This is a genomic window from Caldithrix abyssi DSM 13497, from assembly GCF_001886815.1.
Lineage (GTDB): Bacteria > Calditrichota > Calditrichia > Calditrichales > Calditrichaceae > Caldithrix > Caldithrix abyssi.
The window spans coordinates 918,473-942,086 of sequence record NZ_CP018099.1 but is presented as its reverse complement, the minus strand read 5'-3'; the positions used below and the strand labels follow the sequence as shown (position 1 = coordinate 942,086).

Here is a 23,614-nt window from a genome sequence, read left to right as displayed (position 1 = left end):
ATCAGTCCAATTTTTATTATGACCGCTAAATGTAATTAATTTAGAGCACTTTATCAAGATTATTCCTAAAAAAATGCAATTTTTTTTGGATTATTCCCAGCTCCTGCCAGGGCTCTGGGACAACTTTTCAGAAACCGGCGCTTATTATTCAGCATCATCTTTGATTTTTTTAAAGACCGCGCAAAAGCTGCCGTCCATCTCGTGCCGATGCGGCTGTATTCGGACAAAATCTTCTGAAAGCATGGATGGGTGCGCTACTTTCGGCTTTTGCACGGCGTACTTTTCCGCATGTTTTTGCAAAAAGTCTTTAGCCACATTTTCATTTTCGAAATAATCGATGGTACAGGTGCTGTAGATCAGCCGTCCGTTTTCCGTGAGAATGCGATCCGCCGCTTCCAGCAAATCTTCCTGAATTTTCGAAAACTCGATGATCTCTTCGAACTTACGGCGCCATTTAATATCCGGATGCTTGCGGATGACGCCCAGGCCGGTGCAGGGCGCGTCGATCAGGATGTGATCAAAAACCTTTTTAAACGGCGGATTTTTACCGTCGGCAACGACAAACAGTCCGCCCTCCAGTCCCAATTTTTGCACATTTTGTTTCACTCTTTTCAAACGTTCCTTATCAATATCGGCAGCAACAACCATGCCCTGCGACGGACGCTTTTTAAGCAATTGCGCGTACTTTCCGCCGGGCGCCGCACACATGTCCAGAATTTTACTCTTTTCTGTCAACGCCATTTGCTCGACCACCAGCGCCGCGCTTTCGTCCTGAATTACGCAATAGCCTTTCTCGAACCAGCGTTCGCGCAAAAAGGGCTGTACGTCTTTTACTCTTACAATAGTGGTATCAAACGGCGCTTCCACAAAGGGCACTTTTTTTTCTTTTAAAAGATTTTTGAATTTTTTAGGACTGATCTTTTGCGTGTTGATGTGCACATCGAAATCGGGCGGTTCATTTAACTTTTTACACAGGGCTTCGGTCTCTGCCTCACCCCAGAAGCCAATCCAGCGTTTAATCAGCCATTCGGGGAAAGAATATTGCACGCTCAGCCGCTTCAGAGGATCCTCGATCTTTTTGGCGGGATCGAGCGTTTCTTTTTGCCGCAAATAGTTGCGTAGCAAACCGTTCAACAATTTTGCCTGGAAATTGTTTAATTTTTTCTTTGTTAAACCAACATATTCGTTTAACGTGGCGTGCTCTGGAATGGCCGTTAAAAAGATCAATTCGTAAAGCGCCAAACGCAAAAGAACCTTAAACTTGATCAGTAGCTTTTTGTAGCGTCCTTTGTAAAGCTGGCTGCCAATCCAATCCAGGTACAATCGGTGGCGCACCACGCCGGAAGTTAAATTTTTAAAAAAGCGCCTTTCGCGGCCGCTCAATTCATTTTGTTCCAGCGCCCGCTCGGTCAATTGATCTAAACGATCAAACGTCTTTTCGAATTTAAACAGAACTTCGTAAGCCAGCGCCCGGGCTGTTTTTGGTTTTTTGCTCATATTGCTTTCAGTTGTTTTAGTTTCTCAATTACTCAAAAGGGCGCACAAAAATAACAAAGAAATGGCAAAATGACAAATCGAGAAACTCCACCGCCCGCTAAACGTAGGTATGTACGACATGGCGCTCAAAGTAGATATGTAATATCTCTCATTTTTTGGAAGTGTAAGAGTTGATTGGTTGAATGGTTGAATAGAAATTTACAAATGCGCAAATATTGAACATCATTGGAGAAAAATTTCCAACGGAAAGGTCTTCACCTTTCCCAGACATTTATTCTGGGAAAGTGAGTGCAGGAGGCGAGAGGAATTGAAACTATTTTAATTTAAAACATTCTTTGCGCCCTTTGTGACTTCTCTGTGCGCCGTGCGCTGTGCGCTCTGTGGTCGCTCAAATCCCTGCGGAAATGTTTTTGCTTGCGGCTGTGCTGCCCTGGTTCAACCTTTTATTAACATCGACCACACCTCGTAGCGCTGATTGTAGCGCAAAATGTAAATTTCGCCATCGGTGGTTAGCACTTTAAAGTAGTTGTAATTGGGGCGTCCGGCCACAGGATGCCCCTCGTACCAGCGGTCGATTACCTGCGCCACCAGGTACGTTTTCCCCTCGTACACAAAACGAAGCGGCCGTTCCGCTTTTTTGCCGCCGTCGTAAGTCACAACCTCGACAATGGCAAAAATCATCTTTTTTTCTTTCATATCGTCAAGTTAGCCAGCCGAAATGTGGAATGCAAACCATCTTTAAAATTGTCACAACCTGTGTCAAAGGTAAAGAATGGTGTGTGTCAGCAATGCAGTTTACTTTTGCCAGACAAAGCGCCTGTCCCGCCTCCGACAACACAGTTTATTCTTTAATTTTCAATGTTTTAGGTTTTACCGGTAAATTCTGGCACGTAGTTTGTAAAATTCTTTTTCAGAAAATTAAAACAAAACTAAACTAAAATGAAAGGAGGTGAGAGCCATGTTAGTCAAATGGGAACCAATGATGGGCTTGAGCCGCATTAACGATGTTTTCGATCGCATGTTAGATGACTTCTTTAGCATGGACACTCGCCTGGCCGAACCGGTCTCCAGCCTGATTCCGTTAATGAACGTCGAAGAATTGAAAGACGCCTACCGCATCACGCTGGAAGTTCCGGGAATGGAGAAAGACGACATCGATATTTCCATAAAGGACGACGTGCTGACCATTAGCGGCGAGAAGAAAGAAGATTTCAAAGAAGAAGGCACCCTCTTCCGTCGTGAACGCTGGTTTGGTAAATTCACGCGTAGCTTAACCCTGCCAGGCGATGTGGATGTGGATAAAATTGAGGCGGAATACAAGAACGGCGTATTAACGCTCCATCTGCCAAAATCCGAAACGGCCAAAGGTAAAAAAATTGAAGTCAAAACTAAATAAAATTAACCTACCCTGCTAAAAACCTCCCGAAAAGTTGTACTTTGCGGGAGGTTTTTTTTGCCTTTTCCCACTACCCCCGCGCCTGTCCTCCGGTCAACATGACATTGTAAAGGAAATCTCAATACAAGTATATTGTTATTTAAAGAGTTATGCTGCATCATTTATTATTTGCCTGTTCAGGTCGATTTTAGGATACCCCCTTTTGATGGGGCTGTCCCAAAAGTCAAAGAAAATGTATTTTTATAAAGTTTTTCTTTCCCTCACCCCCTTTAATTCCCCCTCTCCCGAAAATCGGGAGAGGGGGAAGGGGGGTGAGGGCTATTGTAAATTTTTCCCTATTTTTTTATAAACATACATTTGATGTCGCTTTTGAGACATCCTCATCAAGCGTACCGAGTTAGAATTGCCCTTTTCAAAACTCCAATTTTGGACAAGTGTGAACAGCATTAAGAAGTCAAAAAAAAACTTGCCGACAAAAAGCGTTTTAACGCTTCAGATGAAAATATTGAATGACAAAGTCAATCAATCGCTCGTCAAATTTTTTAAAAAGCGGTAAATCGGTTGGCAGGGCGGTTTCGGAAATCACGGCAATCACCTGAGTAAAATGTTTCCACTGATGGCCATCTTCATCCAGAACAATTTTGGGCCCGTTCGCCGTGTTAAACGATTCGACAATGACCAGATCCACCTCTTTAAAAGCGGCCGCCAGCAGCCGATCTGCTTCTTTTTCATCAATGGACGGATAAAAAATGCCCATGCTATTCGCGCTGTAAAAGACGGTTGGGCTGGCTCCTGCCTTTTGCAGGCGAAACGAATCGCTGCCCGGCCGATCGATGGGATGGGGATGCGAGCTGTGTTTTAACGCGCCGACGCGCAGGCCCCTTTCTTTCAGGCCTGAAATCAACCACTCGGCGTGCATGGTTTTACCCGCATTCTTAGGACCGACAATTTGCAAAACATTCAATCCTTTAAATTTCATGAAGCGCGCCCCCGTGCTTTCGAAATTTTTTCCAGACGTGCGAGATCTTCCTTAAAATTAATATTTGAGAAAAAGACTGAAAATTCAGCGGGGAAAAAGACCTCCTCAGCATTGAGCTTTCTTAAAGCAACGTTTATTTTCAACTGATCGCTCATAATCAACGATTCGATCAGCGCGGCATGCGAACGTCGCCACAAACTGACCATGGATTCAATGCCTGTATCGCTCACGGCAACCACTGGACGCCCATTTTTTCTGCGCTCCCACAGCTTAAAATAGATGTCTTTTTTTAACAGGGGCATATCCACAGGTAGCACAAACAACCATTCGGTTTCGATATGTTTTAAAGCCGTTAAAATGCCTCCAAGGGGCCCCTTGCCCGGCACAACATCCTCAGCTACCGGCAGGCCAAATTTTTGTTCCAGCTGCTTTTCGGAAGCGATTAAAATGATGCGTTCGCTTAAACTTGCGGCCAGCTCGATGCTCCATTCGATTAACGGGCGGCCGCAGAACAGCGCCTGATGTTTCGGGCTGCCGAACCGTCTGCTCTTTCCTCCGGCAATAATTGCCGCGCTGGCTTCTGTTATCTTCATCGCTCTCCATTTTTTTTCCTGAATGTACAATTTAACGATCCTGACTATTTAGGCCAACTTTTTTGTCCGGCCGCTTCTTTTCGGCCCAACTATGCTATTTTCGGTTTGCCATTTGCAAAATTTGGAACACTGTTTTAAATTGCAGCCTGTTGTAACGAAATATAAAAACGAGGAATGGTTTTGAAAAAACGAATATTAGTAACCAGCGCTTTACCGTATGCTAACGGGCCGATTCATCTGGGACATTTAGCCGGCGCTTATTTACCGGCCGATATTTTTGTGCGTTTTCACCGCTTAAAAGGTTCGGATGTCATTTACATCTGTGGATCGGATGAGCACGGCGTACCGATTATGCTGCGCGCCCGGGCCGAGGGCGTCTCCCCGCAGGACGTAGTAGATCGCTACCATGAATTGAATAAAAAGAGCTTTGCCCGCTTCGGCATGAGCTTTGATTACTATGGCCGCACCTCTTCGCCAGTGCACCATCAGACCAGCCAGGATTTTTTCCGCGTTCTGGCCGAAAAAGAAGTCTTTGTGCTAAAAAGCGAAAAACAACTGTACGATCCGGAAGCTAAAATGTTTTTAGCCGATCGTTTTGTAATCGGCACCTGTCCTTCCTGTGGTTTTGAAAACGCTTACGGCGATCAGTGCGAAAAATGCGGAAAGTCATTGAGTCCAGCGGAGTTGATTAATCCCCGCTCGGCCATTACCAATGCCAAACCAGAACTTAAAGAAACCACGCACTGGTATTTGCCGCTGGCCAGATTTCAGAAGACACTTGAAGAATGGATTGCAAAACATGACGATTGGAAGGCAAATGTGCTAGGACAAATTAAGAGCTGGTTCACGGAAGGACTTTCCGATCGGGCAGTGACGCGCGATCTGCCGTGGGGCGTTCCCGTTCCGCAGGATGTCGCTAAAAAATACGGCGTGGACGCGACCGGTAAAGTGCTTTACGTGTGGTTCGATGCGCCCATTGGTTACATTTCTGCAACCAAAGAGTGGGCCGTTCAAAAAGGTAATCCAGAGTTGTGGAAAACATACTGGCAAGATGAGAAAACGCGCCTGGTACACTTTATCGGCAAAGACAATATCGTTTTTCACTGCTTGATCTTTCCGGCCATGTTGATGGCTCACGGCGATTTTGTTTTGCCGGATAATGTGCCGGCCAACGAATTTTTAAATCTGGAAGGCAATAAACTCTCCACCAGTCGTAACTACGCTGTTTGGCTGGAGGATTATCTGCAAAAGTTCGAACCCGATTCTTTACGCTACGTGTTGGCCAGCATTTTGCCCGAAAACCGCGACGCAGATTTTTCATGGAAAGATTTTCAGGCGCGGCACAATAACGAGCTGGCCGATATTTTTGGCAACTTTGTGAACCGCACCCTAAGCTTTGCCCATCGCTATTTTGAGGGCAAAGTTCCTCCGTTGCACCAGCTGGACGATCTGGATAAAGAATTGCTTAGTCGATTAGAAGAAGCTCCGGAACGGCTGGGCGAGCTGATTGACTCGTTCCAATTTAAAGCCTATGTGCGCGAATTTATGGATCTGGCGCGTTTTGCCAACAAATATTTTAACGACAAAGAACCGTGGAGCACACGCAAAACCGACAAAGCAGCGTGCGCCACAACCATAAATCTTTGTCTGCAAACCGTTTCAGTCCTGTCGGTTTTAAGCGAACCACTGCTGCCCTTTACGGCGCGCAAAATCTGGAAAATTTTAAACATGGGCCAGGAACATCAATGGGATGAAATCAATAAAAACCGCCTACCGGAAGGCCATCTTTTGAACAAACCCGAAATTTTATTCAAAAAAATTGAAGATGAGGTCATAGAGGCCGAAATTAAAAAACTGCAGGCGGCGCTGGAAAACAATGCGCAAATGGTACCCGAAGAAAAAATCGACTACCAGACCTTTCAAAAGGTAAAATTACGGGTGGCCAAAATTCTGGAGGCAGAGGCTATTCCCAAATCCAAAAAACTGTTGAAATTGCAGGTGGACCTGGGCGACGAAAAAAGACAAATCGTGGCGGGCATTGCGGAACATTACAGGCCGGAAGCGTTAATCGGCAAAAAAGTGATTGTGGTGGCTAATTTGCAACCGGCTAAACTCTTTGGCGTTGAATCTAACGGTATGTTGCTGGCGGCTTCGGCGGACGGAAAACTATCGCTGATTACGGTAATGGATGACGACCTGCCTGCGGGCAGCACGGTTAGCTAATCGGATTTTCAGGAAAGGAAAGCTCATGGAACTTTTTGTGGATACTCATGCCCATTTAGATTTTGATCTTTTTGACGAAGACCGGGAAATCGTGATTCAACACGCCATCGAAAACGGAGTGGCCGGCATTATTACCATTGGCGTTGATCTGGAATCGTCAAAACGGGCGGTCGATCTGGCCGAAAAATACGCCACGCTGTTTGCCGCCGTGGGCATTCATCCAACCGAATGCTCCGATGTGCCAGATCGTGATTTTGATGTGATCGAAGAACTCGCCCGACATGAAAAAGTAGTGGCCATCGGCGAAATCGGGCTGGATTATTACCACATGCGCGCGCCGAAAGAAGTGCAAAAAAACGTTTTCATCTACCAGACGAGCATTGCCCAACAATTAGATTTGCCTTTAATTATCCATAATCGTGATGCGCACGCCGATTTACTGGAACTGATCGCTACCAATTCGCTGGCCAAAACCGAAGGCGTGCTCCATTCCTTTTCCGGTGATGAGGCGTATCTGGAACAAATTCTCGAAACCCAGTTTTTCATCTCTTTTACGGGCAACATCACCTTTAAAAACTCGAAGATGGAGCACCTGGTAAAAAAAACACCGGTAGAACGGCTTTTGCTGGAAACAGACAGCCCGTTTTTAACCCCGGCGCCGCTACGCGGCAAACGCAACGAACCGGCTTTTATTGTGCACACGGCAAAAAAAATTGCAGAAATTAAACAGATCAGCATTGAAGAACTGGGGCAAATTACCACCGACAACGCCAAACATCTGTTCAAAAAACTTAATATTTAACGCCCGACTGAAGCAGAAATACTTCCATGCGTCCCTTAAAAAGATTCTCTCAAAATTTTTTAACCAATCCATTTTACCAGCAAAAAATAGTGGATGCCCTGAATATTGAACCAGAAGATGTAGTGGTGGAAATTGGCCCGGGACAGGGAGCGCTTACCCAACGGCTGGTGCAGATCCCTTCTCAACGATGCATCGTCATCGAAATTGACCGGCGCATGGTTGAACACCTGGACGACCGATTTGGCCAGCAGATCAAAATAATAAATCAGGATGTGTTAACCGTCGATTTTTGCGCGCTGGCCGACGGTAAACCTCTCAAAATTATCGGAAACCTGCCCTACCACATTACCAGCCCTATTCTCTTTCATTTGATAGATCATTATCAATGTGTGGCGCAGGCCGTTTTAATGACGCAAAAAGAAGTGGCGCGACGCATCAGTGCAAGCCCGGGCAATAAAGATTACGGCATTCTTTCGGTCATAACACGCGCCTATGCCGAGATCGATTATCTTTTCGAAATAAAACGCGGAAACTTTTTCCCCACGCCCGCCGTCGATTCGGCCGTTATTTCGCTGAAGTTTTTTAAAGAAATCAAAGACATCCAGAATCTGGATTTATTCAGAAAAATCGTGCGCTCCGCCTTTAACTTCCGCCGAAAAACTTTAAAAAACAGTTTAGGTAGAATTTTTGAAGAAAAAGTATTAAATTCCTTAGATCAATCGATCTTAAAAAAACGTCCAGAACAATTAACCGTTGATGCGTTCAAACACATCACAAACGTCATAGACAAGGTATTAAAGAATGAAACAAATTGATATCGATGATATTCTAAAAGACATCGAAGTACTAATCGACAAAAGAAATACCGGCGCCTTGCAGAATATTTTAATCGATCTGCATCCGGCAGACATTGCGCAGATCATTTCGCATGTTAAAAAAGACGAGCGGATTTACCTTTTTTCGATCTTGCCGCCTAAAGTGGCCAGCAGCGTTCTGGCCGAACTCGATCCGCCCCTGATGGAAGAACTGACCGAAGAACTGGGCGTGGAAAAAATCTCGGCCATTGTCGATGAGATGGATTCCGACGATGCCGCGGATTTCGTATCCTCTCTGCCCGATGAAATCGTCCCGGAAATCTTAGAACGCATTCCGGAAGAAGATTCGGACGAAATTAAACAGCTGCTGCATTACGATGAGGATACGGCCGGCGGTATTATGGCCCTGGAATATGTGGCCCTGCCCATGGATGCCACCGTAGAGCAGGCCATCCAGGAAATCCGCCGTTTAAAGGCCGAACAGGAAGTCACGGACGTTTACTATATTTATGTGATTGACGATGAAAATCATCTGGTGGGCGTGGTTGCGCTGAGCGATCTTGTTCTGGCCGAAGATTACACGACTTTAAAAGAGATTATGAAAACCGACCTGCCCAAAATTACGCCGGATATGGATCAGGAAGAGGTGGCCAACATCTTTCGTAAATACGATCTGGTCAGCATGCCTGTTGTGGACCAGGAAAACCACCTGATCGGGCGCATTACCATCGACGACATTGTGGATGTTCTGGAGGAAGAAGGCTCTGAAGACATGGCCTTTATTGCCGGCGCGCCGGATGAAGAGATTACAGAAGGATCGATCTCCAAACTGGCGCGGGCTCGCCTGCCCTGGCTTATGGTCGCATTTTTAGGCGAACTGCTGGCTGCCTTTATTTTAAATCAGTTTGATGTTACCTTAAGACACAAATTGATGATCGCCTTCTTTATCCCTGTTATTATGGCCATGGGCGGTTCCACGGCACAACAGGCCAGCGTTATTGTTATTCGCGGTCTGGCAACCGGAGATTTAAGCCTGCGTGATACCGGCCCGCGTTTGCTGAAAGAATTAAAAATTTCTTTTCTAAACAGCTTATTTTTTGCCACGGTGCTGTTCATCATCGTTTACCTGTGGGATTCCGCCTTTTTTGCCGGGATTCTCTCCGTTTCCATTTTTGTGGTCATCAACAACGCAGCTATTATCGGCGCCCTGGTTCCCCTGACCTTCAAGCGCCTGAACATCGATCCTGCGCTGGCAGCCGCGCCTTTTATTTCGACCACCAACGACATTCTGGGCATCTTGATTTACCTGACCATTACGACCGTGGTCATAAATTTCGGCATGTAGGCAAAATATCTTTCTGCCTTAACGTTTTTGCGTCAACGACGCTCTCTCCTGCCCGGCGGCTTCTATTTTTTGTGCAATTATTTTCAGGCTCCGCACTTCGCCATGTTTTAAAATCCAGAAGCGCTCGGGCTGCAGCCCGGACTTTTCTGCGCTTTCTTTTAAAACTCCGGGCGGTTCATCCATGGGTTCATCGGCTAATTTAAAGGTGCCCCAGTGAACGGGAATAAAAACTTCCGCCTCCAGCTCCTGAAAGGCCTTCACCGCTTCCGGGGGATCCATGTGCACCGGCTTCATAAACCAGCGCGGTTGATAGGCGCCAATGGGTAGGGCTGCTACATGGATGGGCGCATAACGTCTTTTAATCTCCGTAAAACCAGGAAAATAGCCGGTGTCTCCGGCGTAATAAACATTTAGCGTACGACTTTGAATGAGCCAGCCGGCCCACAGTGTTTTGTTTTGCTGAAACGGATTTCTGCCCGAAAAATGCTGAGCCGGCGTACAAACAATCTTTAATTGATTAAAACCGATTTCTTCCCACCAATCCAGTTCGACAAAGTTTGTAATCCCCCATGATCTAAGGATTTCTCCCACACCGGCCGGCGCCAGGTAAAAGGGTTTGTTGCCAAGACGCAGAATGGTATTTTTGTCCAGATGATCATAATGATCGTGCGAAATCAAAACCAGGTCGATCTCCGGCAGGCTGTCCAGGGCGATGCCCGGCGGGACGATGCGTTTGGGCCCAACCGCCTGAAACGGCGAACAACGTTCGCTGAAAATGGGATCGGTTAAAATGTTTACACCGTCCAGTCGAAGGAACAAAGTGGAGTGGCCAATCCAGGCCACCAGCGGCTCATTCGCATTTTGTTTGAGCAGACGGTGGTCTTTTACCACTTCGAAATTATGGTTTTGCGAACGAACGATCGCCCTTTTGCCGGTCAGGCGATCCCACACCATCCACTTCAATAAATCTCCAAAAGTACGTTTTTTGAATCCGGGAAAAGGATTAAAATACTTCTGGCCGTCGTAATGCGTTTGTGAAAAAGAAAAATTTGCGGCGGTCACCATCATTAAAATTCCCATGCTTATGGTTTTTAAACGGATTTTCATCATCTGAATTTTCCTGTATTAAGGCGCTTTAAAAACTGTACGAAATTAACTGCAAATAGATTCATCCGAAAAGGGCGTCCACCCGGCCATGCGCGCCGCTAAAACTATTTTAAAAGAAAAACGCTTATTTTCAAAGAATTATTTTTTGCAAAAGGACTACCGTGTTAAGGCCGGATTGTGCAGGATGTAGCCGTTGGGCTCCATGCGGTATTTGCGGCGTAGCTGCAGGGTGTCGGCGGGTAAAATGGCCATAAAACCAAAACGCTCGCGGATTTCGTCGATGGCCGCATCCAGTACTTCGCGGCGCGTTTTGTCGTTGAACAACGTTAGCTGGTAATTCAGCGCTTCGATGTGGCTTACGGAAACGCCCACATGACGGATGCGCGTGCGGCGCAGACGAATTTGTTCAAATAGTTGCCGGGCTATTTTGTCCAGCTCGTTGCCGTTGTTCGTGGCAAAGGGCAGACGCGCGCTGGCCGTGTGAAATTTAAAATCAGAGTACTTGATTTTGATGGCCAGGGCTCGGCAGGTCAGCTCCTCGCTGCGTAATTTTTTGCCAATGCGCTCGCACAAATATTGCAACGTGCCTCGCACCAGTTCCAGGTCGGCGGTGTCTTCTTCAAAGCTGGTTTCACGACTGATCTGTTTAGGAAAGATTTTTGCCGCCACCGGCCGATCGTCTTCGCCGCGGGCAAAATGCCAGATTTTAATCCCGTTTTTGCCAAATAACTGTTCCATGATGCCTTTGGGCAGACGGGCCAGTTGACCGACCTTGAAAATTCCCAGATCGAACAATTTTTCGCGCGCCATGGGGCCAATGCCGGGCAACGCATCGACCGGCAGTCCGGCTAAAAACTCGCGTTCTTTGCCCGCCGGCACTTCCACTACGCCGCCCGGTTTTTTAAGCCCGGAAGCAATGCGCGCAATTACCTTGTTGCTGCCAATGCCCACCGAAAGACTGACGCCCACCCGCCGCCAGACTTCCGCTTTAATCTCTTCGGCAACCCGGCGCGCCGAAGGATAGAGATGCATGGCGCCGGTTAAATTTAGATAGGCGTCGTCTAACGACGTAAACTCTACCTCAGGCGTGTATTTCAAATAGACTTCCCGGAAAACTTCGGACACCGCGCGGTAGTGTTCGTAGTTGCCTTTGAGAAAGACCGCCTGCGGACACAACGCCCTGGCCCTGAATAGCGGCATACCCGTGCGCACTCCGCAGGCCCGCGCTTCGTAACTGGCCGTATGCACCACGCCGCGCTGATTTTCCAGGCCGCCCACAATCACCGGTTTGCCACGCAGCCGGGGATTAAAGCCCTGCTCCACCGAGGCGAAAAAGGCGTCCGCGTCAATGTGCATGATAACGGTTTGCTCAGCCATCCAGACACACCCGCGCGATTTGCCAGTCAAAATTGCCGCTGTCGAACAACAGCTCAAAGTAATCCGAGGTGTCGGCCATCACCGAAAAATGGTACTGCTTGCTGTAGCCCTGGTTGCTCACCCAGTGGCCGTTCAACTGGTGCACCTTGTACACCCGGCCGTTCCATTTAAAGCGCAGGGGGCGTATTTGCCCGTCTTTAAAGTGGCTGATCACTTCAATGGGTTCAAAAATATCTTCGAAAATCATGATGCACCTGCTTTTTATAAAGTGTACTTGCGTACACCTAAATATAATATCACCGCACTCCAAAGGCAAGCGAAATTTGAGGAGGCGGAGGAAACTCTCACGTCATTTGACCGAAATGGCAATTTTAAAGTCCCGAAGGGACGAAATGATTATAGCGAAACAGGAAAAACAATATTCTTACCAAAGGGACGAAAACGAAACCGTTTCAACGGTTTACGCGAATGAACAACAGAAAAAATCCTTCATTAAAGGGCTACTCCGGGAAATGCCCAACATCGTTGGTGAAAAAATAAGTGCAAGAGCCGAATGGTCAGCGGCCCCTCATTCCAATCCCCTTAAAACCAAAAAGGACAGAGCAAAAGCCCTGTCCTTTAAATACAAACGCTTCTAAAATAAAAATTACCATGCGCCGTTTTGCAGATAGTGGTCGATCGCAGCCGCGGCTTTGCGTCCAGCGCCCATGGCCAGAATAACGGTGGCGCCGCCGGTTACGATATCGCCGCCGGCAAAAACACCCTTTTTGGAAGTCTTCATCGTTTCCGGATCCACCACAATAGTACCGCGACGACTGGTCTCAATTTCCGGCGTGGTTTGCGTTACCAGCGGATTTGGACCGTTGCCAATGGCGATAACTGCCACATCAATATCCACCGTAAAATTAGAGCCTTCGATGGGAATGGGACGACGGCGGCCAGACTCGTCCGGTTCGCCCAACTCCATCTTGATCAGTTCCATGCCCTTTAACCAGCCCTCGTCATCGCCGATCAAACGCACCGGATTGGTCAACAGCATGAATTGCACGCCTTCTTCTTTGGCGTGTTTAATCTCTTCCACTCGGGCCGGCATCTCTTTTTCTGAACGGCGATAAACGATGTAGGCATTTTTTGCGCCCAGTCGCAGGGATGTACGAACGGCGTCCATGGCCGTATTGCCGCCGCCAAAAACCGCCACATTTTTATTATGGCAATCCAGAATCGGCGAATCATATTCAGGGAACTGGTAGGCTTTCATCAAATTAACGCGCGTTAAGAACTCGTTTGCCGAGTAAACGCCGTTTAGATTTTCGCCCTCAATACCCAAAAACCAGGGTAGACCCGCGCCCACGCCTAAAAAGACGGCGTCGTAGCCTTCTTCTTCCATCAACTCGTCAACCGTAAAAACGCGGCCAATAATGGCGTCCGTTTCGAATTTTACGCCCATGCGCTTCAGGCCGTCAATTTCCGTCCGCACAATCTCTTTGGGCAGGCGGAATTCCGGAATGCCGTAAACCAGCACGCCGCCCAGCTCGTGCAGAGCTTCAAAAACGGTAACCTCATAACCCTTTTCTCGCAGGTCTTTGGCGCAACTCAAGCCGGCCGGTCCGCTGCCCACAATGGCTACTTTTTTACCGTTCGAAACTTTCACCTCAGGAACATCGATTTTTCCCGATTCACGCTCGTAATCGGCCACAAAACGCTCCAGGTAACCGATGGCCACCGGTTCGCCGCGTTTGCCAACCACGCAGGCTTCTTCGCATTGTTCTTCCTGCGGACAAACACGACCGCAAATAGCCGGTAAGGCATTGTCTTCTTTGATCTTTTTCACCGCGCCTATAAAATCGCCCTCGGCGATCAGGGTAATAAAGTCTTTAATCTGAATATTAACCGGACAACCGGCCACACAGGTTGGTTTGGGGCATTGCAAACAACGTTGCGCTTCTTCAATGGCCAGCTCTGGCGTGTAACCTAAATTCACTTCGCTAAAGTTTCGGCTGCGTTCCGCGGGATCCTGCTCAATCATTGAATGCCGCGGTATTTTCATTCTTTCTTTTGGTGTTAACTGATTCATAACCCTTCCCGTCGTTTGATTATTCTGCTTGTTCCAAGGTGTTTATTTTTTCCGTTAATTTGCATTTTTCTTCAAAATGCTTTAAGGCTTCCTGCTCATATTTGTGGTACATCTTGTTGCGATCTGCCAGATTCTTGAAATCCACCTTGTGAGCGTCAAATTCTGGCCCGTCCACACAGGCAAATTGGGCTTTGCCGTCAATGAGCACACGACAGCCGCCACACATGCCCGTACCGTCCACCATAATCGGATTTAAACTGACAACGGTTTTAATGCCGTAAGGACGGGTCACATCGGCAACCGCTTTCATCATGGGGATAGGACCGATGGCCAGCACAAAATCGATCTTTTTCCCCTGGTCGATCAGCTCCTGCAATTTGTCGGTTACAAACCCATGGTAACCGTAGGAGCCATCGTCTGTGGTGATGTAAGCTTCGTCGCTTACAGCCTTCATCTCCTCTTCCAGAATAACCAGGTCTTTGTTGCGTGCGCCGTTAATGGTAATAACGTAGTTCCCGGCCTGCTTTAACGCCACAGCGGTAGGATAGGCAATGGCCGTTCCCACTCCGCCGCCAATACTGACAGCGGTACCAAAATTTTCAATGTGCGATGGCTGCCCCAATGGGCCGACGACATCCAGAATGATATCGCCTTTTTTCTTGAGATTCAATTCGCGGGTCGTTTTGCCAACCCCCTGTACAATGATGGTGATGGTTCCCTTTTCCACGTCGGAATCCGCAATAGTTAAAGGGATGCGCTCACCATGTTCGTGAATACGGACAATAACAAATTGCCCGGCTTTGCGCTTTTTGGCAATCCTTGGCGCTTCGATTTCAAAAAGCTTAATGTTTTCCGCTAAAAATCGGGCTTCGATGATCTTGAACATAGGCACCATTCCTGTTTTGTTGAAACAATCCAAAAAAATTTTTTAGTGACAAATTTAGCGATTAAAACGCTTGAAAACAACTGATTTTTTTTTATTTTTCAGAGAGAAAAACAATAATTTGAAAATAATCTTAAAACGGCATTCCTGGCGCTGCGCGGGCAAAATGTTTTAATTTTGTGCTTACGCGTGTTGCGCCAAAATTATTTTGCGCATTCATTTTAAACAGCTTTATTTAAGCTGGCAACACAGCACAGCCTTGTTTTCATTCTTAACAACCTCTGCTTGCCCAAAAAGGCGAAAGGCAATCCGTTTTTACAGTCTGATGAACATTTTACCGGCCATCTGGCGGATGGCGCCCATCAATTCAAGGGTCAATAACGCGCTGAGGGTCTCGGCCGGAGATAGTTGTGTTTCAAAGGCGATTTGATCGACATGCAGCGGCTCGTCAGAGAGGAGATCATAAATTTTCTTTAAATTGCCGTCTAATTTAAAATCCGGCGGCTTCGATTTCTTTAAAGCCCATTGCAATTGCGGCGCCAGTTCTTCCAGCACGTCTTCGGCAGAAAGGGCAGGAATTGCCCCCTGCTTAATAAGGCGGTTGCATCCCGCGCTTTTAGGCGAGAATATGGAACCAGGCACGGCAAATACCTCGCGATTCTGGTCGTTGGCGTACATGGCGGTTAGCAGCGCGCCGCTTTTTTCTCCCGCCTCGGTAATTAAAACCGCAGCAGCCAGGCCGCTGATAATGCGGTTGCGTTTGGGAAAATTGCCGGCTTCAGGCTTAACGCCCATGGGATATTCGGTTAAAATCAAACCCTTTTGCGTCATTTCATGGAACAGCTTCGAATTCTCCGGCGGATAAATCACATCAATGCCGTTGCCCAGCACGGCAATGGTCGAGCCCGGATACTGAAGCGCAATTTCATGGCCGATACTATCCACCCCGCGGGCAAATCCGCTAATAATACAAAAATTGTTTTCGGCAAAAGCTCTGGCAAACTGTTCGGTTGCCAGCCGCCCGTAACTGGTTGGCGTACGCGTGCCCACAATGGCAATAGAGACCTGCTCCAATAATTGCACGTTGCCCTTGTAAAAAAGGAAGGCCGGCGGATCGTAAATCTTTTTCAGGCGTTCGGGATAGGTTTTGTCCCAATAGGTTAAAATTTGCACCTGCAATTGCTCAATTCGTCTGAGCTGAGTGCGCACAAATTCATGATCGGGGCCCTGTTTGATGCGTTCTGCCGTTTTCTGGTCAACGCCTTCCACACCCGTCAGGCTGCGGTAACTGGCCTTTAACACCTCTTCCGGCGAGCCAAACACCGAAATAAGTTTTCGCAATCTGGTCGGCCCGATGGTGGGGATGGAAAAAAGCCCCAACAAAGCCTCTAAGGAAAAATCGTTCATCCCATGTTATCTATTTTATCGGCCTGTTGAATGAGATTGTAAAACTGGTCTTTTAGTTCTTCGAGGTGGTCGCCGCGCACGGCAGAGATAAAAAGAACGGGTAATCCATTGCCAAAATCCGGCGGACTAAAGTCGTCTGTTTGCAAATCCTTTTTAGTCAGAACAATTAACGCCGGTTTTTTAATTAATGATGCGCTATAGGCCTGCAGCTCATTGTAAAGCGTTTCAAAGGTTTTAACCGGCTCCGGATCGGCGCTGTCGATCAGATAAGCGATGGCGCGAGTGCGTTCGATGTGTTTTAAAAACTGAATACCCAGCCCCTTTCCCTGGTGCGCGCCTTCGATTAAGCCCGGAATGTCGGCCACCACAAAATGGATGTAATCGCGGTAGGCCACAATGCCCAAATTGGGCTCGAGCGTTGTAAAAGGATAATCGGCAATTTTGGGTCGAGCCTGTGAAATGCGCGAAAGCAGGGTCGATTTTCCGGCATTGGGCAAACCGACCAGTCCGATGTCGGCAATTAATTTAAGTTCCAGCTCGATCCAGCGGTCTTCGCCCGGTTCGCCGGGTTCCCACTCGCGCGGGCTGCGATGCGTTGGCGTGGCAAAACGGGCATTGCCGCGGCCGCCGCGCCCGCCGCGCGCCACAACAATTTCCTGGCCATCTTCCACAATATCGCCCAACACCTGTCCGCTTTCCGCATCCTTTACAATGGTCCCCAGCGGAACCTCCAGGACGATGTCCTTTCCTTTTCTACCGTGTTTATTGCTGCCCATTCCATGTTGACCACGGCCGGCTTTGTACAATTTGTGGTAGCTGTAATCTTGCAAGGTGCGCAAATGTTTATTCCCCCGCAAAATGACGCTTCCGCCACGACCGCCGTCGCCGCCGTCCGGCCCGCCTTTGGGCACAAATTTTTCGCGCCGAAAGCTCGTTGCGCCGCTACCGCCATAACCGCCAATCACATGAATTTTTACATAATCTATGAACATCGTAATCTTTTAATCCGCTTTAATTTAAACTACCAGAAATACCGAAGCGATGCACCGTTCCCAAAAATTCAAAATTGGAAAAGGCGTAATCGATCCGAAATTTTTTAACAAAAATGCCAACGCCCAGCGAAAGACCGGCAAACTTACCCTGGGTGGTCACATCGGATTGCAGACTTTCGTGCTGTTCATGGTTGTAGCCCAGACGAAAATGAAAGTGATCGCTTAAACGGAATTCACCGCCAACCGAAAATCTTTTAAAACGGTCATACCATTTTTCGGAATATTCGTTCAGCTTTTGCAAGCGAAAGCTCACCTCGAGCGGCAGATGGGCCAGTTTTTTGCTCACGCCAACATTTAACGACGTGGGCATGGGCTCTTTAATATTGGTCGCCGCAGAATAACTGCTAAGCTGCCAGCCTAAATTTTGCAAAGTCACGGCAAAATAAAGCTCCGATTCAAAGGTGGCCCGATACAGCAATCCGAAGTCAAACAGCCAGGCCGAGGCGGTATAATCCGCAATTCGCGAATAGGCGAACTTGGTCGTAATACCGTAACTAAAGTTCTGATCCAGGTGATCGGCCTGGGTCACGGCCAGAGCAATATCGTTAGCCGAAAAGGTGTTGCCCGTGCTTACCGCAAACCGATCGGTTTCGTCGAACTGTCCATAATCCAGATAGGTAATGGAAAACGCCACGCGTTTTAAATAGGGCACCTGCTGCGAATAGGCAACCGTGCCGCCGTTAATATCAAGTAAATAGTTGGTGTAATTAAAGGCAAACTTGCGCTCGCCCAAATAGGCCAGCCCCGCAGGATTAAGAGCCAGCCCTTCCAGGTCGGCCCGCATCGTTAAATAGGCGCTGGCCAGGCCTGAACTGCGTGCTGAAAAATCGGTGCGCAAAAACTCGAAGCCTGCGGTGTTTCCGGCCTGCAAAGCCCAGCTAAAACCCATTACCACAACCAGTGTACGGATCCATTTATTCATCATATAAAACCTCAAAATTTTTTAACAGAGGCGCATCGGAATTTTTAATCAAAAATTCGTCGAAATCGATGCGTTGAACATTTTCCAGCGGCCGCCCCAAAAAGCGCGACCCCACTTCGGCAAACTGCCTGGCGCTGTCGCTGACAAAGTACAGGTCGGCGCCCGGCTTACCTCCACTGTTTACCAGCTTTAAGGACATCAATGTTTCTTTGACCACGCGCGCCGTTTCCTTCCCGGAATCAATTAAGCTTACATCCGGCCCCAGGATATCCTGAATGGTTGGCTCCAGCAGCGGATAGTGCGTACATCCTAAAATGATGGTATCTACCTTTTGTTCCATCAAAGGCGCCAGATACTTTTTCAGAGTCAGGCGCGTTACCTCGCCATCCAGCCAACCCTCTTCCACAAGCGGCACCAGCAGCGGGCAGGGCCGCCCCAAAACCTGTGCATCGGGCATCAGTTTTAAAATGGATTTAGTGTAAGAACTGCTGCCAATGGTGGCGCTGGTTCCGATTACGCCGATCTTTTTATTTCTGGTGCGCTCAACCGCCGCCTGCGCGCCCGGCTCTACAACGCCCACAACCGGAATATGTAATCGTTCTTTCAAAATTTCAAGCGCGCTGGAAGAGGCCGTGTTGCAGGCCACGACTAAAAACTTGATATTAAACTGCAGCAAAAAAAGCGCGTCTTCCAGGGCAAACTGCTGTATTAAACGTTTTGATTTAGTTCCGTAAGGGATGCGCGCCGTGTCGCCAAAATAAATTAACTGTTCGTCAGGCAAAATTTTATTTAACTGCTTGACCACCGTCAATCCGCCTACGCCGGAGTCAAATACGCCAATCGGTCGTTCCATCTATTTCCTCACAATGCACTTTCAAAATCATTTTTAAACTTAACTATTCCTTCGGCCAGAGCCAGCGCAATTTTCGATTGCGTCGATTTTCTACGTAAAAGTTTGGCTTCGTTTTTATTGGAGATATAGCCCATTTCCACCAGAATATTGGGCATGGTGGCGCCAACCATCACCCAGAACGGGCCCTGCTTTACGCCGCGATCTTTCATGCCCAGTGGGCGCAAAAATTTTCGCAGCATTTTCTGCACCACCGAAGCCAGGTACTGACTGTATTTAATAAAGGCGTTTTGCGCCAATGTTGCAAGGACGAAATTTATCCCTTCGTATCTCTTCTGGTCGTGCGCCGTTTCAAATTTGATCGATTCGTTTTCCGTTAACACCACCTCGCGCGCTTTTTCGTCTTTTTCCGCGCTTAAAAAGTAGGTTTCAAATCCTCTGGCCCTTCTGCTTTTGCTAGAATTACAGTGCAGGCTGATGAATAATCGTCCTTGATTCTCATTGGCAAACTTGGTTCGTTTCCACAGCGGGATAAACACATCTCTATCGCGCGTGTAAAGTATTTTCACTCCCGGTAGACGCTTTTTGAGGTAATCGCCCAACAACAGGCCCACCGAAAGCACAATATCTTTTTCCTTGAGTTTGTAATAACCAACCGCCCCCGGATCCTTTCCGCCGTGCCCGGGATCAATGACAATGGTATGAATCATCCATTCCGATTTTTGCCGCTCGAGCTCTTCATCAATACTTTGGGTTTGCGCATCATCCGTCTTTTCGGGATTATCTTTCTGAATTGTTTTTTCATGAACGGTCAGCAAAATCTGACCATTCACATCGTCGTAAAGCGCTTCGTAAGCCTGCGGCTCCTTTTTAAGATGAAAGCCAATAGATAAAAGCTGATCCAGTTGCGCCGCCCGAATTTCCCGAACAGTAGAATCGTTGATCTTGCGCGACAGGGCTTTTTCTTCTCCCCGGCCGCCGACAATTTCCAGGTACAACCAGCCGTTCACCATTTTGGTTTTTAAGTCGTCCGCAGCAAACGAACGTGTGGCATTTAATGCGATTAACGTGCCGTTGGACTTGTGCTCGATTTGAATGCTGGTGATGTTGATGTTTCGCACCGTAAAACGCAGTAATTTGTGAACATCGTCAAATTGCAGATGGTACTGCGTAAATTCGTTGATTAGTTCCACCAATTCGGCAACTGCCACCCACAGGGCGCCCTCTTTCCAGAAAGGAGCGTACAAAATTTGCAAAGCACGATCGTTGACCACCACAAACGAATTATCATGCGTAAATTTAAACTTTGCCTGATCCATGATTAAAAGCGTTTTTCGGCGGCTGGTGTTAGTAAATTGACCGAGATGGTTCAGATCGGCAAAGTCTGTTAATTTGATGTAACATTGACTCTGTTTTAAAAGGAAGGGAATTTGCCCGATGATTCTGCCGTCTTTTTCTATTTTCAATAGCGATCGTTCCTGCGCACGCAACCAGTGCAGCGGGTTAAACAGCGCAAGGCCAATGCCGTAAGAGATCTTTTTTAAAAATTTTCTGCGAAACATAATTCCCTATAAATTCTAACTTTTTGAATTACCTGAAATTATTGAAAGATGTCAAGCAATTCAAGCTTAAATTTTTCCGAATCCCGGAATGCCCCCCTATTTTCCCTGGTAGGCTCTTTTAAAAACAGCCGCTCACCGAGCATTACTCAGGTGAGCGGCTTTCAAAAACTCTGCTGTTTTTTCGTGGCCCCGCAGCGGATCCGCAGCATAAAAAACGGCGCTTTCTAAATTTCTTCGCCAAAAAGGCCTTTGTGCATCTTGTAGTATTTTTCCACATGCAGCCTGTGGTTCTCTTCTTCTCTGGCCAGATTGCTCAACAATTCTTTAACCTCGTCTTCTTTGGCCAGCGCCGCGGCTTTTTCATAACGCAGGCGCGCTGTGTTCTCGCGCTTCATGGCCATTTCCAGCACATCCTGAAGACTCAAATCTTCCGGCAGGTACAGATCATCGCTTCCATGAGATGAACGGGCCATCTCCAGCAGCTCAGGATCTTTTATCTCCACATCCAGATCGTAAAGCTCTGTTTCACGGATATTGTACAGCATCTTTTCATGTTCTACTTCTTCATCATGAAGGCGTTTGAAGAATTTCTTGCTGTCTTCGTCCTGGGCAATGTCCATGCCTTTACGGTACAGCTTCTGAGAGTTTTGTTCCTGCTTAATAGCCACGTTCAATAAATCTTTTAAAGTGCTCATAAAAAGTCTCCTGGTATTTATGCCTTACTTGTTCAAATAAGCAAAGATTGCTGAAAAATCTTTTTCGGCCAGGCCCTGTTGTTTGGCCAGGGCAAACACCTCTTTAATCACGTTCAAAGCGGGCAACGCCAGCGATTGTTCATAAGCGGTAAGACTGGCCAATTGTAAATCCTTTTGCATCCACTGCAAGGGAAACTCGGCGTCATACACCCCGGATTCGATCTTTTGCCGTTTGCCGGCAACAAATGGCGCGGTAACCGGCGCATCCAGCAAAATGTCCAACAATTGCGTCCGTTCAAAGCCCATTTTTTCCCCCAGGGCCAGCGCCTCGGCAAAGGCCAGCATGGCCTCGCCCAATAGCAGGTTGAATAACATTTTCAAAGCGGCGCCCTGACCGCTTGGCCCCACGTGAAGATGTTTTTTCCCCATCGCTTTAAAGAGCGGCTCGCAAAAAACAACGTCTTCCCGCTTTCCGCCGACCAAAAAGAGCAACTGGCCTTCTTCGGCCGGTTTTTTCGAACCGGCAACCGGCGCGTCAACAAAACGAATGTGGTGCTCCTCAGCCAGAGCGGCCATCTTTCTGGAAAAGGATGGATTGACAGTGGTGCAGTCCATCCACGTACCGCCATGCGGCAGATGATTCAAAAAACCGTTTTCGCCCAGCGCCAGCTGTTCTACCGCTTCGGGCGTGGAAAGCATGGTGATTAATAAGTCAACCTTTTTGGCCAGTTCGGCCGGCGATTCCGCCCATTCCGCGCCCGCTTCCAGCAGCGGTTGCGCTTTTTCCCGCGTGCGATTGAAAACGATTAACGAAAATCCGTTTTTTATAAGATTAATAGCCATCCTGCTGCCCATAATGCCAAGGCCGATAAAACCGATCTTCATTGCATTCCTCTCTTTAAAAAACTACCGCTAATTTACAATATTTGGCGACTTGAACAAAATCAGATTTCAACGATTCGTGGCGCTCTGTCGCCTGCCTTGTTGTATTGCGTTTCATAATATTTTAACCAACCATTAACGCCTTTATATTTAGCTCAAAATAAAATTTAATTGTCCTGTTCCGCTATTGCGTTAACAGACAAAAATCTCTATCTTTGGGGCAATTCAATGTACATTGAAATCTGGAGTATTTATGAAATTATTAATCGGCATTACTTCGTCTATTGCGGCTTACCGCATCCCTAACCTCGTTTCTGCCCTGAGGAAAAAGGACATTGATGTTAAAACCATCGTTACTGAAAAAGCAAAAGCCTTTGTTGCCCCCCAGGCCCTGGCTGTTATGAGCCAATACCCATGTTACGACGATCAGGCGGAATGGGGCAATACAGAACATGTGCTGCACATCGAATTGGCCAAATGGTGCGACGCTTTTTTAATCGCTCCCCTTTCCGCCAATACCCTGGCCAAAATTTACAACGGATTGTGCGACAATTTGTTAACCTCTACCGTGCGCGCTCTGGGCAATAAACCGCTTATTCTTGCTCCTGCCATGAATACGCGCATGTGGGAAAATCCGATTACCGCCCATCAGCTTAACAATATGAAACAATTTTACAATGTTACCGTTATTCCACCAGTGCCCAAACGTCTGGCAGACGGCGACGAAGGCATCGGCGGCCTGGCCGAAGACGAGACGATTATTCAGCAAGTTCTAAAAATATTCGAGAGAAAAGGTTAAGAGGGTAATTGTTTAGGGGTTTAGGAGTGTAGGAGTTTAGCGGTTGAATAGAAATTGGCCAATGTAAAAATACTTTACTCCTTCGGGGAGAGCTTCCCTCTGGCCAGTCTTCCCTCTCTTCCAGACTTTTATTCCGGGAGAGCGAGGGGGTGAGGGCTACTCCGGCGAAGGCCTGCCACCTTCGGACGGAGAAAGAGCGTAAGGGGTTAGAGGTTTAGGTGTTTAGCGGTTGAATAGAAATTGGTCAATGTAAGAATACTTTAATCCTTCGGGGAAGATTTCCCTCTGGCCAGTCTCCCCCCTATTCCAGACTTTTATTCCGGGGGAGCGAGGGGGTGAGGGCTACTTCGGCGA

23 protein-coding genes are annotated in these 23,614 nt (G+C 47.5%); 7 read left to right on the top strand and 16 right to left on the bottom strand.

The window, feature by feature from the left end:
- Window positions 1-144 precede the first annotated feature (144 nt).
- Entirely contained in the window at window positions 145-1,497 is a 1,353-nt protein-coding gene (rsmB, locus tag Cabys_RS03780) for a 16S rRNA (cytosine(967)-C(5))-methyltransferase RsmB (protein WP_006928828.1), read from the bottom strand.
- A gap of 435 nt (window positions 1,498-1,932) precedes the next feature.
- The gene (locus Cabys_RS03775; RefSeq protein ID WP_006928827.1) at window positions 1,933-2,193 is read right to left on the bottom strand and encodes a DUF6504 family protein; all 261 of its coding nucleotides are present in this window, start codon (window positions 2,191-2,193) and stop codon (window positions 1,933-1,935) included.
- A gap of 262 nt (window positions 2,194-2,455) precedes the next feature.
- Between Cabys_RS03775 and Cabys_RS03770 the strand changes: the two genes are divergently transcribed.
- On the top strand, window positions 2,456-2,893 hold the full coding sequence (locus tag Cabys_RS03770) for an Hsp20/alpha crystallin family protein (RefSeq protein ID WP_006928826.1): 438 nt from the start codon (window positions 2,456-2,458) through the stop codon (window positions 2,891-2,893).
- 484 nt (window positions 2,894-3,377) lie between these two features.
- Here the strand turns inward: Cabys_RS03770 and mobB are convergent, their stop codons facing one another.
- Window positions 3,378-3,872 carry a molybdopterin-guanine dinucleotide biosynthesis protein B gene (gene mobB, locus Cabys_RS03765; protein ID WP_006928825.1) on the bottom strand — a complete coding sequence of 165 codons (495 nt, stop codon included), beginning with the start codon at window positions 3,870-3,872 and terminating at the stop codon, window positions 3,378-3,380.
- Complete coding sequence (gene mobA / locus Cabys_RS03760; protein WP_006928824.1) at window positions 3,869-4,465, bottom strand: molybdenum cofactor guanylyltransferase; 597 nt, start codon at window positions 4,463-4,465, stop codon at window positions 3,869-3,871. Before mobA ends, mobB begins: the two co-directional genes overlap by 4 nt.
- Window positions 4,466-4,639: 174 nt before the next feature.
- Between mobA and metG the strand changes: the two genes are divergently transcribed.
- From metG to mgtE, 4 genes are read left to right on the top strand one after another with little or no spacing between them, the layout of a single operon-like run.
- A complete protein-coding gene (gene metG / locus Cabys_RS03755) occupies window positions 4,640-6,688 on the top strand; it encodes a methionine--tRNA ligase (RefSeq protein WP_044281177.1) in 2,049 nt (682 codons plus the stop codon).
- A 25-nt stretch (window positions 6,689-6,713) separates the two neighbouring features.
- Entirely contained in the window at window positions 6,714-7,490 is a 777-nt protein-coding gene (locus Cabys_RS03750) for a TatD family hydrolase (protein WP_006928821.1), read from the top strand.
- A 26-nt stretch (window positions 7,491-7,516) separates the two neighbouring features.
- Window positions 7,517-8,305: a 16S rRNA (adenine(1518)-N(6)/adenine(1519)-N(6))-dimethyltransferase RsmA gene (gene rsmA, locus Cabys_RS03745; RefSeq protein ID WP_006928820.1), complete on the top strand. Its 789-nt coding sequence runs from the start codon at window positions 7,517-7,519 to the stop codon at window positions 8,303-8,305.
- A complete protein-coding gene (gene mgtE, locus Cabys_RS03740) occupies window positions 8,292-9,650 on the top strand; it encodes a magnesium transporter (RefSeq protein WP_006928819.1) in 1,359 nt (452 codons plus the stop codon). Before rsmA ends, mgtE begins: the two co-directional genes overlap by 14 nt.
- Window positions 9,651-9,668: 18 nt before the next feature.
- On the opposite strand, the gene Cabys_RS03735 is transcribed toward mgtE, so the two are convergent.
- The 3 genes from Cabys_RS03735 to Cabys_RS03725 form a co-directional block, all read right to left on the bottom strand.
- On the bottom strand, window positions 9,669-10,760 hold the full coding sequence (locus Cabys_RS03735) for an MBL fold metallo-hydrolase (protein ID WP_006928818.1): 1,092 nt from the start codon (window positions 10,758-10,760) through the stop codon (window positions 9,669-9,671).
- A 153-nt stretch (window positions 10,761-10,913) separates the two neighbouring features.
- The gene (gene dinB / locus Cabys_RS03730; protein WP_006928817.1) at window positions 10,914-12,134 is read right to left on the bottom strand and encodes a DNA polymerase IV; all 1,221 of its coding nucleotides are present in this window, start codon (window positions 12,132-12,134) and stop codon (window positions 10,914-10,916) included.
- Window positions 12,127-12,381, bottom strand: coding sequence for a hypothetical protein (locus Cabys_RS03725; RefSeq protein ID WP_006928816.1), 255 nt, complete (start codon window positions 12,379-12,381; stop codon window positions 12,127-12,129). Before Cabys_RS03725 ends, dinB begins: the two co-directional genes overlap by 8 nt.
- A gap of 145 nt (window positions 12,382-12,526) precedes the next feature.
- On the opposite strand from Cabys_RS03725, the gene Cabys_RS03720 reads away from it, so the two are divergent.
- Window positions 12,527-12,772: a hypothetical protein gene (locus tag Cabys_RS03720; RefSeq protein WP_006928815.1), complete on the top strand. Its 246-nt coding sequence runs from the start codon at window positions 12,527-12,529 to the stop codon at window positions 12,770-12,772.
- A gap of 8 nt (window positions 12,773-12,780) precedes the next feature.
- On the opposite strand, the gene gltA is transcribed toward Cabys_RS03720, so the two are convergent.
- From gltA to Cabys_RS03670, 9 genes are all read right to left on the bottom strand, one after another.
- Entirely contained in the window at window positions 12,781-14,208 is a 1,428-nt protein-coding gene (gene gltA, locus Cabys_RS03715) for an NADPH-dependent glutamate synthase (RefSeq protein WP_006928814.1), read from the bottom strand.
- A gap of 19 nt (window positions 14,209-14,227) precedes the next feature.
- Window positions 14,228-15,094, bottom strand: a complete 867-nt coding sequence (locus Cabys_RS03710; protein ID WP_006928813.1) for a sulfide/dihydroorotate dehydrogenase-like FAD/NAD-binding protein — start codon at window positions 15,092-15,094, stop codon at window positions 14,228-14,230.
- Between the two features lie 312 nt (window positions 15,095-15,406).
- Entirely contained in the window at window positions 15,407-16,498 is a 1,092-nt protein-coding gene (dprA, locus tag Cabys_RS03705; protein ID WP_006928812.1) for a DNA-processing protein DprA, read from the bottom strand.
- The gene (gene obgE / locus Cabys_RS03700) at window positions 16,495-17,490 is read right to left on the bottom strand and encodes a GTPase ObgE (RefSeq protein WP_006928811.1); all 996 of its coding nucleotides are present in this window, start codon (window positions 17,488-17,490) and stop codon (window positions 16,495-16,497) included. The genes dprA and obgE overlap by 4 nt, the downstream gene beginning before the upstream one ends.
- Before the next feature lie 19 nt (window positions 17,491-17,509).
- On the bottom strand, window positions 17,510-18,475 hold the full coding sequence (gene porQ / locus Cabys_RS03695) for a type IX secretion system protein PorQ (RefSeq protein WP_006928810.1): 966 nt from the start codon (window positions 18,473-18,475) through the stop codon (window positions 17,510-17,512).
- Window positions 18,465-19,325, bottom strand: a complete 861-nt coding sequence (murI, locus tag Cabys_RS03690; RefSeq protein WP_006928809.1) for a glutamate racemase — start codon at window positions 19,323-19,325, stop codon at window positions 18,465-18,467. The genes porQ and murI overlap by 11 nt, the downstream gene beginning before the upstream one ends.
- Window positions 19,326-19,333: 8 nt before the next feature.
- On the bottom strand, window positions 19,334-20,884 hold the full coding sequence (locus Cabys_RS03685; protein ID WP_006928808.1) for an N-acetylmuramoyl-L-alanine amidase family protein: 1,551 nt from the start codon (window positions 20,882-20,884) through the stop codon (window positions 19,334-19,336).
- A 224-nt stretch (window positions 20,885-21,108) separates the two neighbouring features.
- Window positions 21,109-21,579 (bottom strand): ferritin-like domain-containing protein, encoded by a 471-nt coding sequence (locus Cabys_RS03675; RefSeq protein ID WP_006928807.1) that lies wholly within the window; start codon window positions 21,577-21,579, stop codon window positions 21,109-21,111.
- Between the two features lie 24 nt (window positions 21,580-21,603).
- Complete coding sequence (locus tag Cabys_RS03670; protein WP_006928806.1) at window positions 21,604-22,464, bottom strand: NAD(P)-dependent oxidoreductase; 861 nt, start codon at window positions 22,462-22,464, stop codon at window positions 21,604-21,606.
- Window positions 22,465-22,714: 250 nt separating this feature from the next.
- Between Cabys_RS03670 and Cabys_RS03665 the strand changes: the two genes are divergently transcribed.
- Complete coding sequence (locus Cabys_RS03665) at window positions 22,715-23,260, top strand: flavoprotein (RefSeq protein ID WP_006928805.1); 546 nt, start codon at window positions 22,715-22,717, stop codon at window positions 23,258-23,260.
- Window positions 23,261-23,614 lie beyond the last annotated feature (354 nt).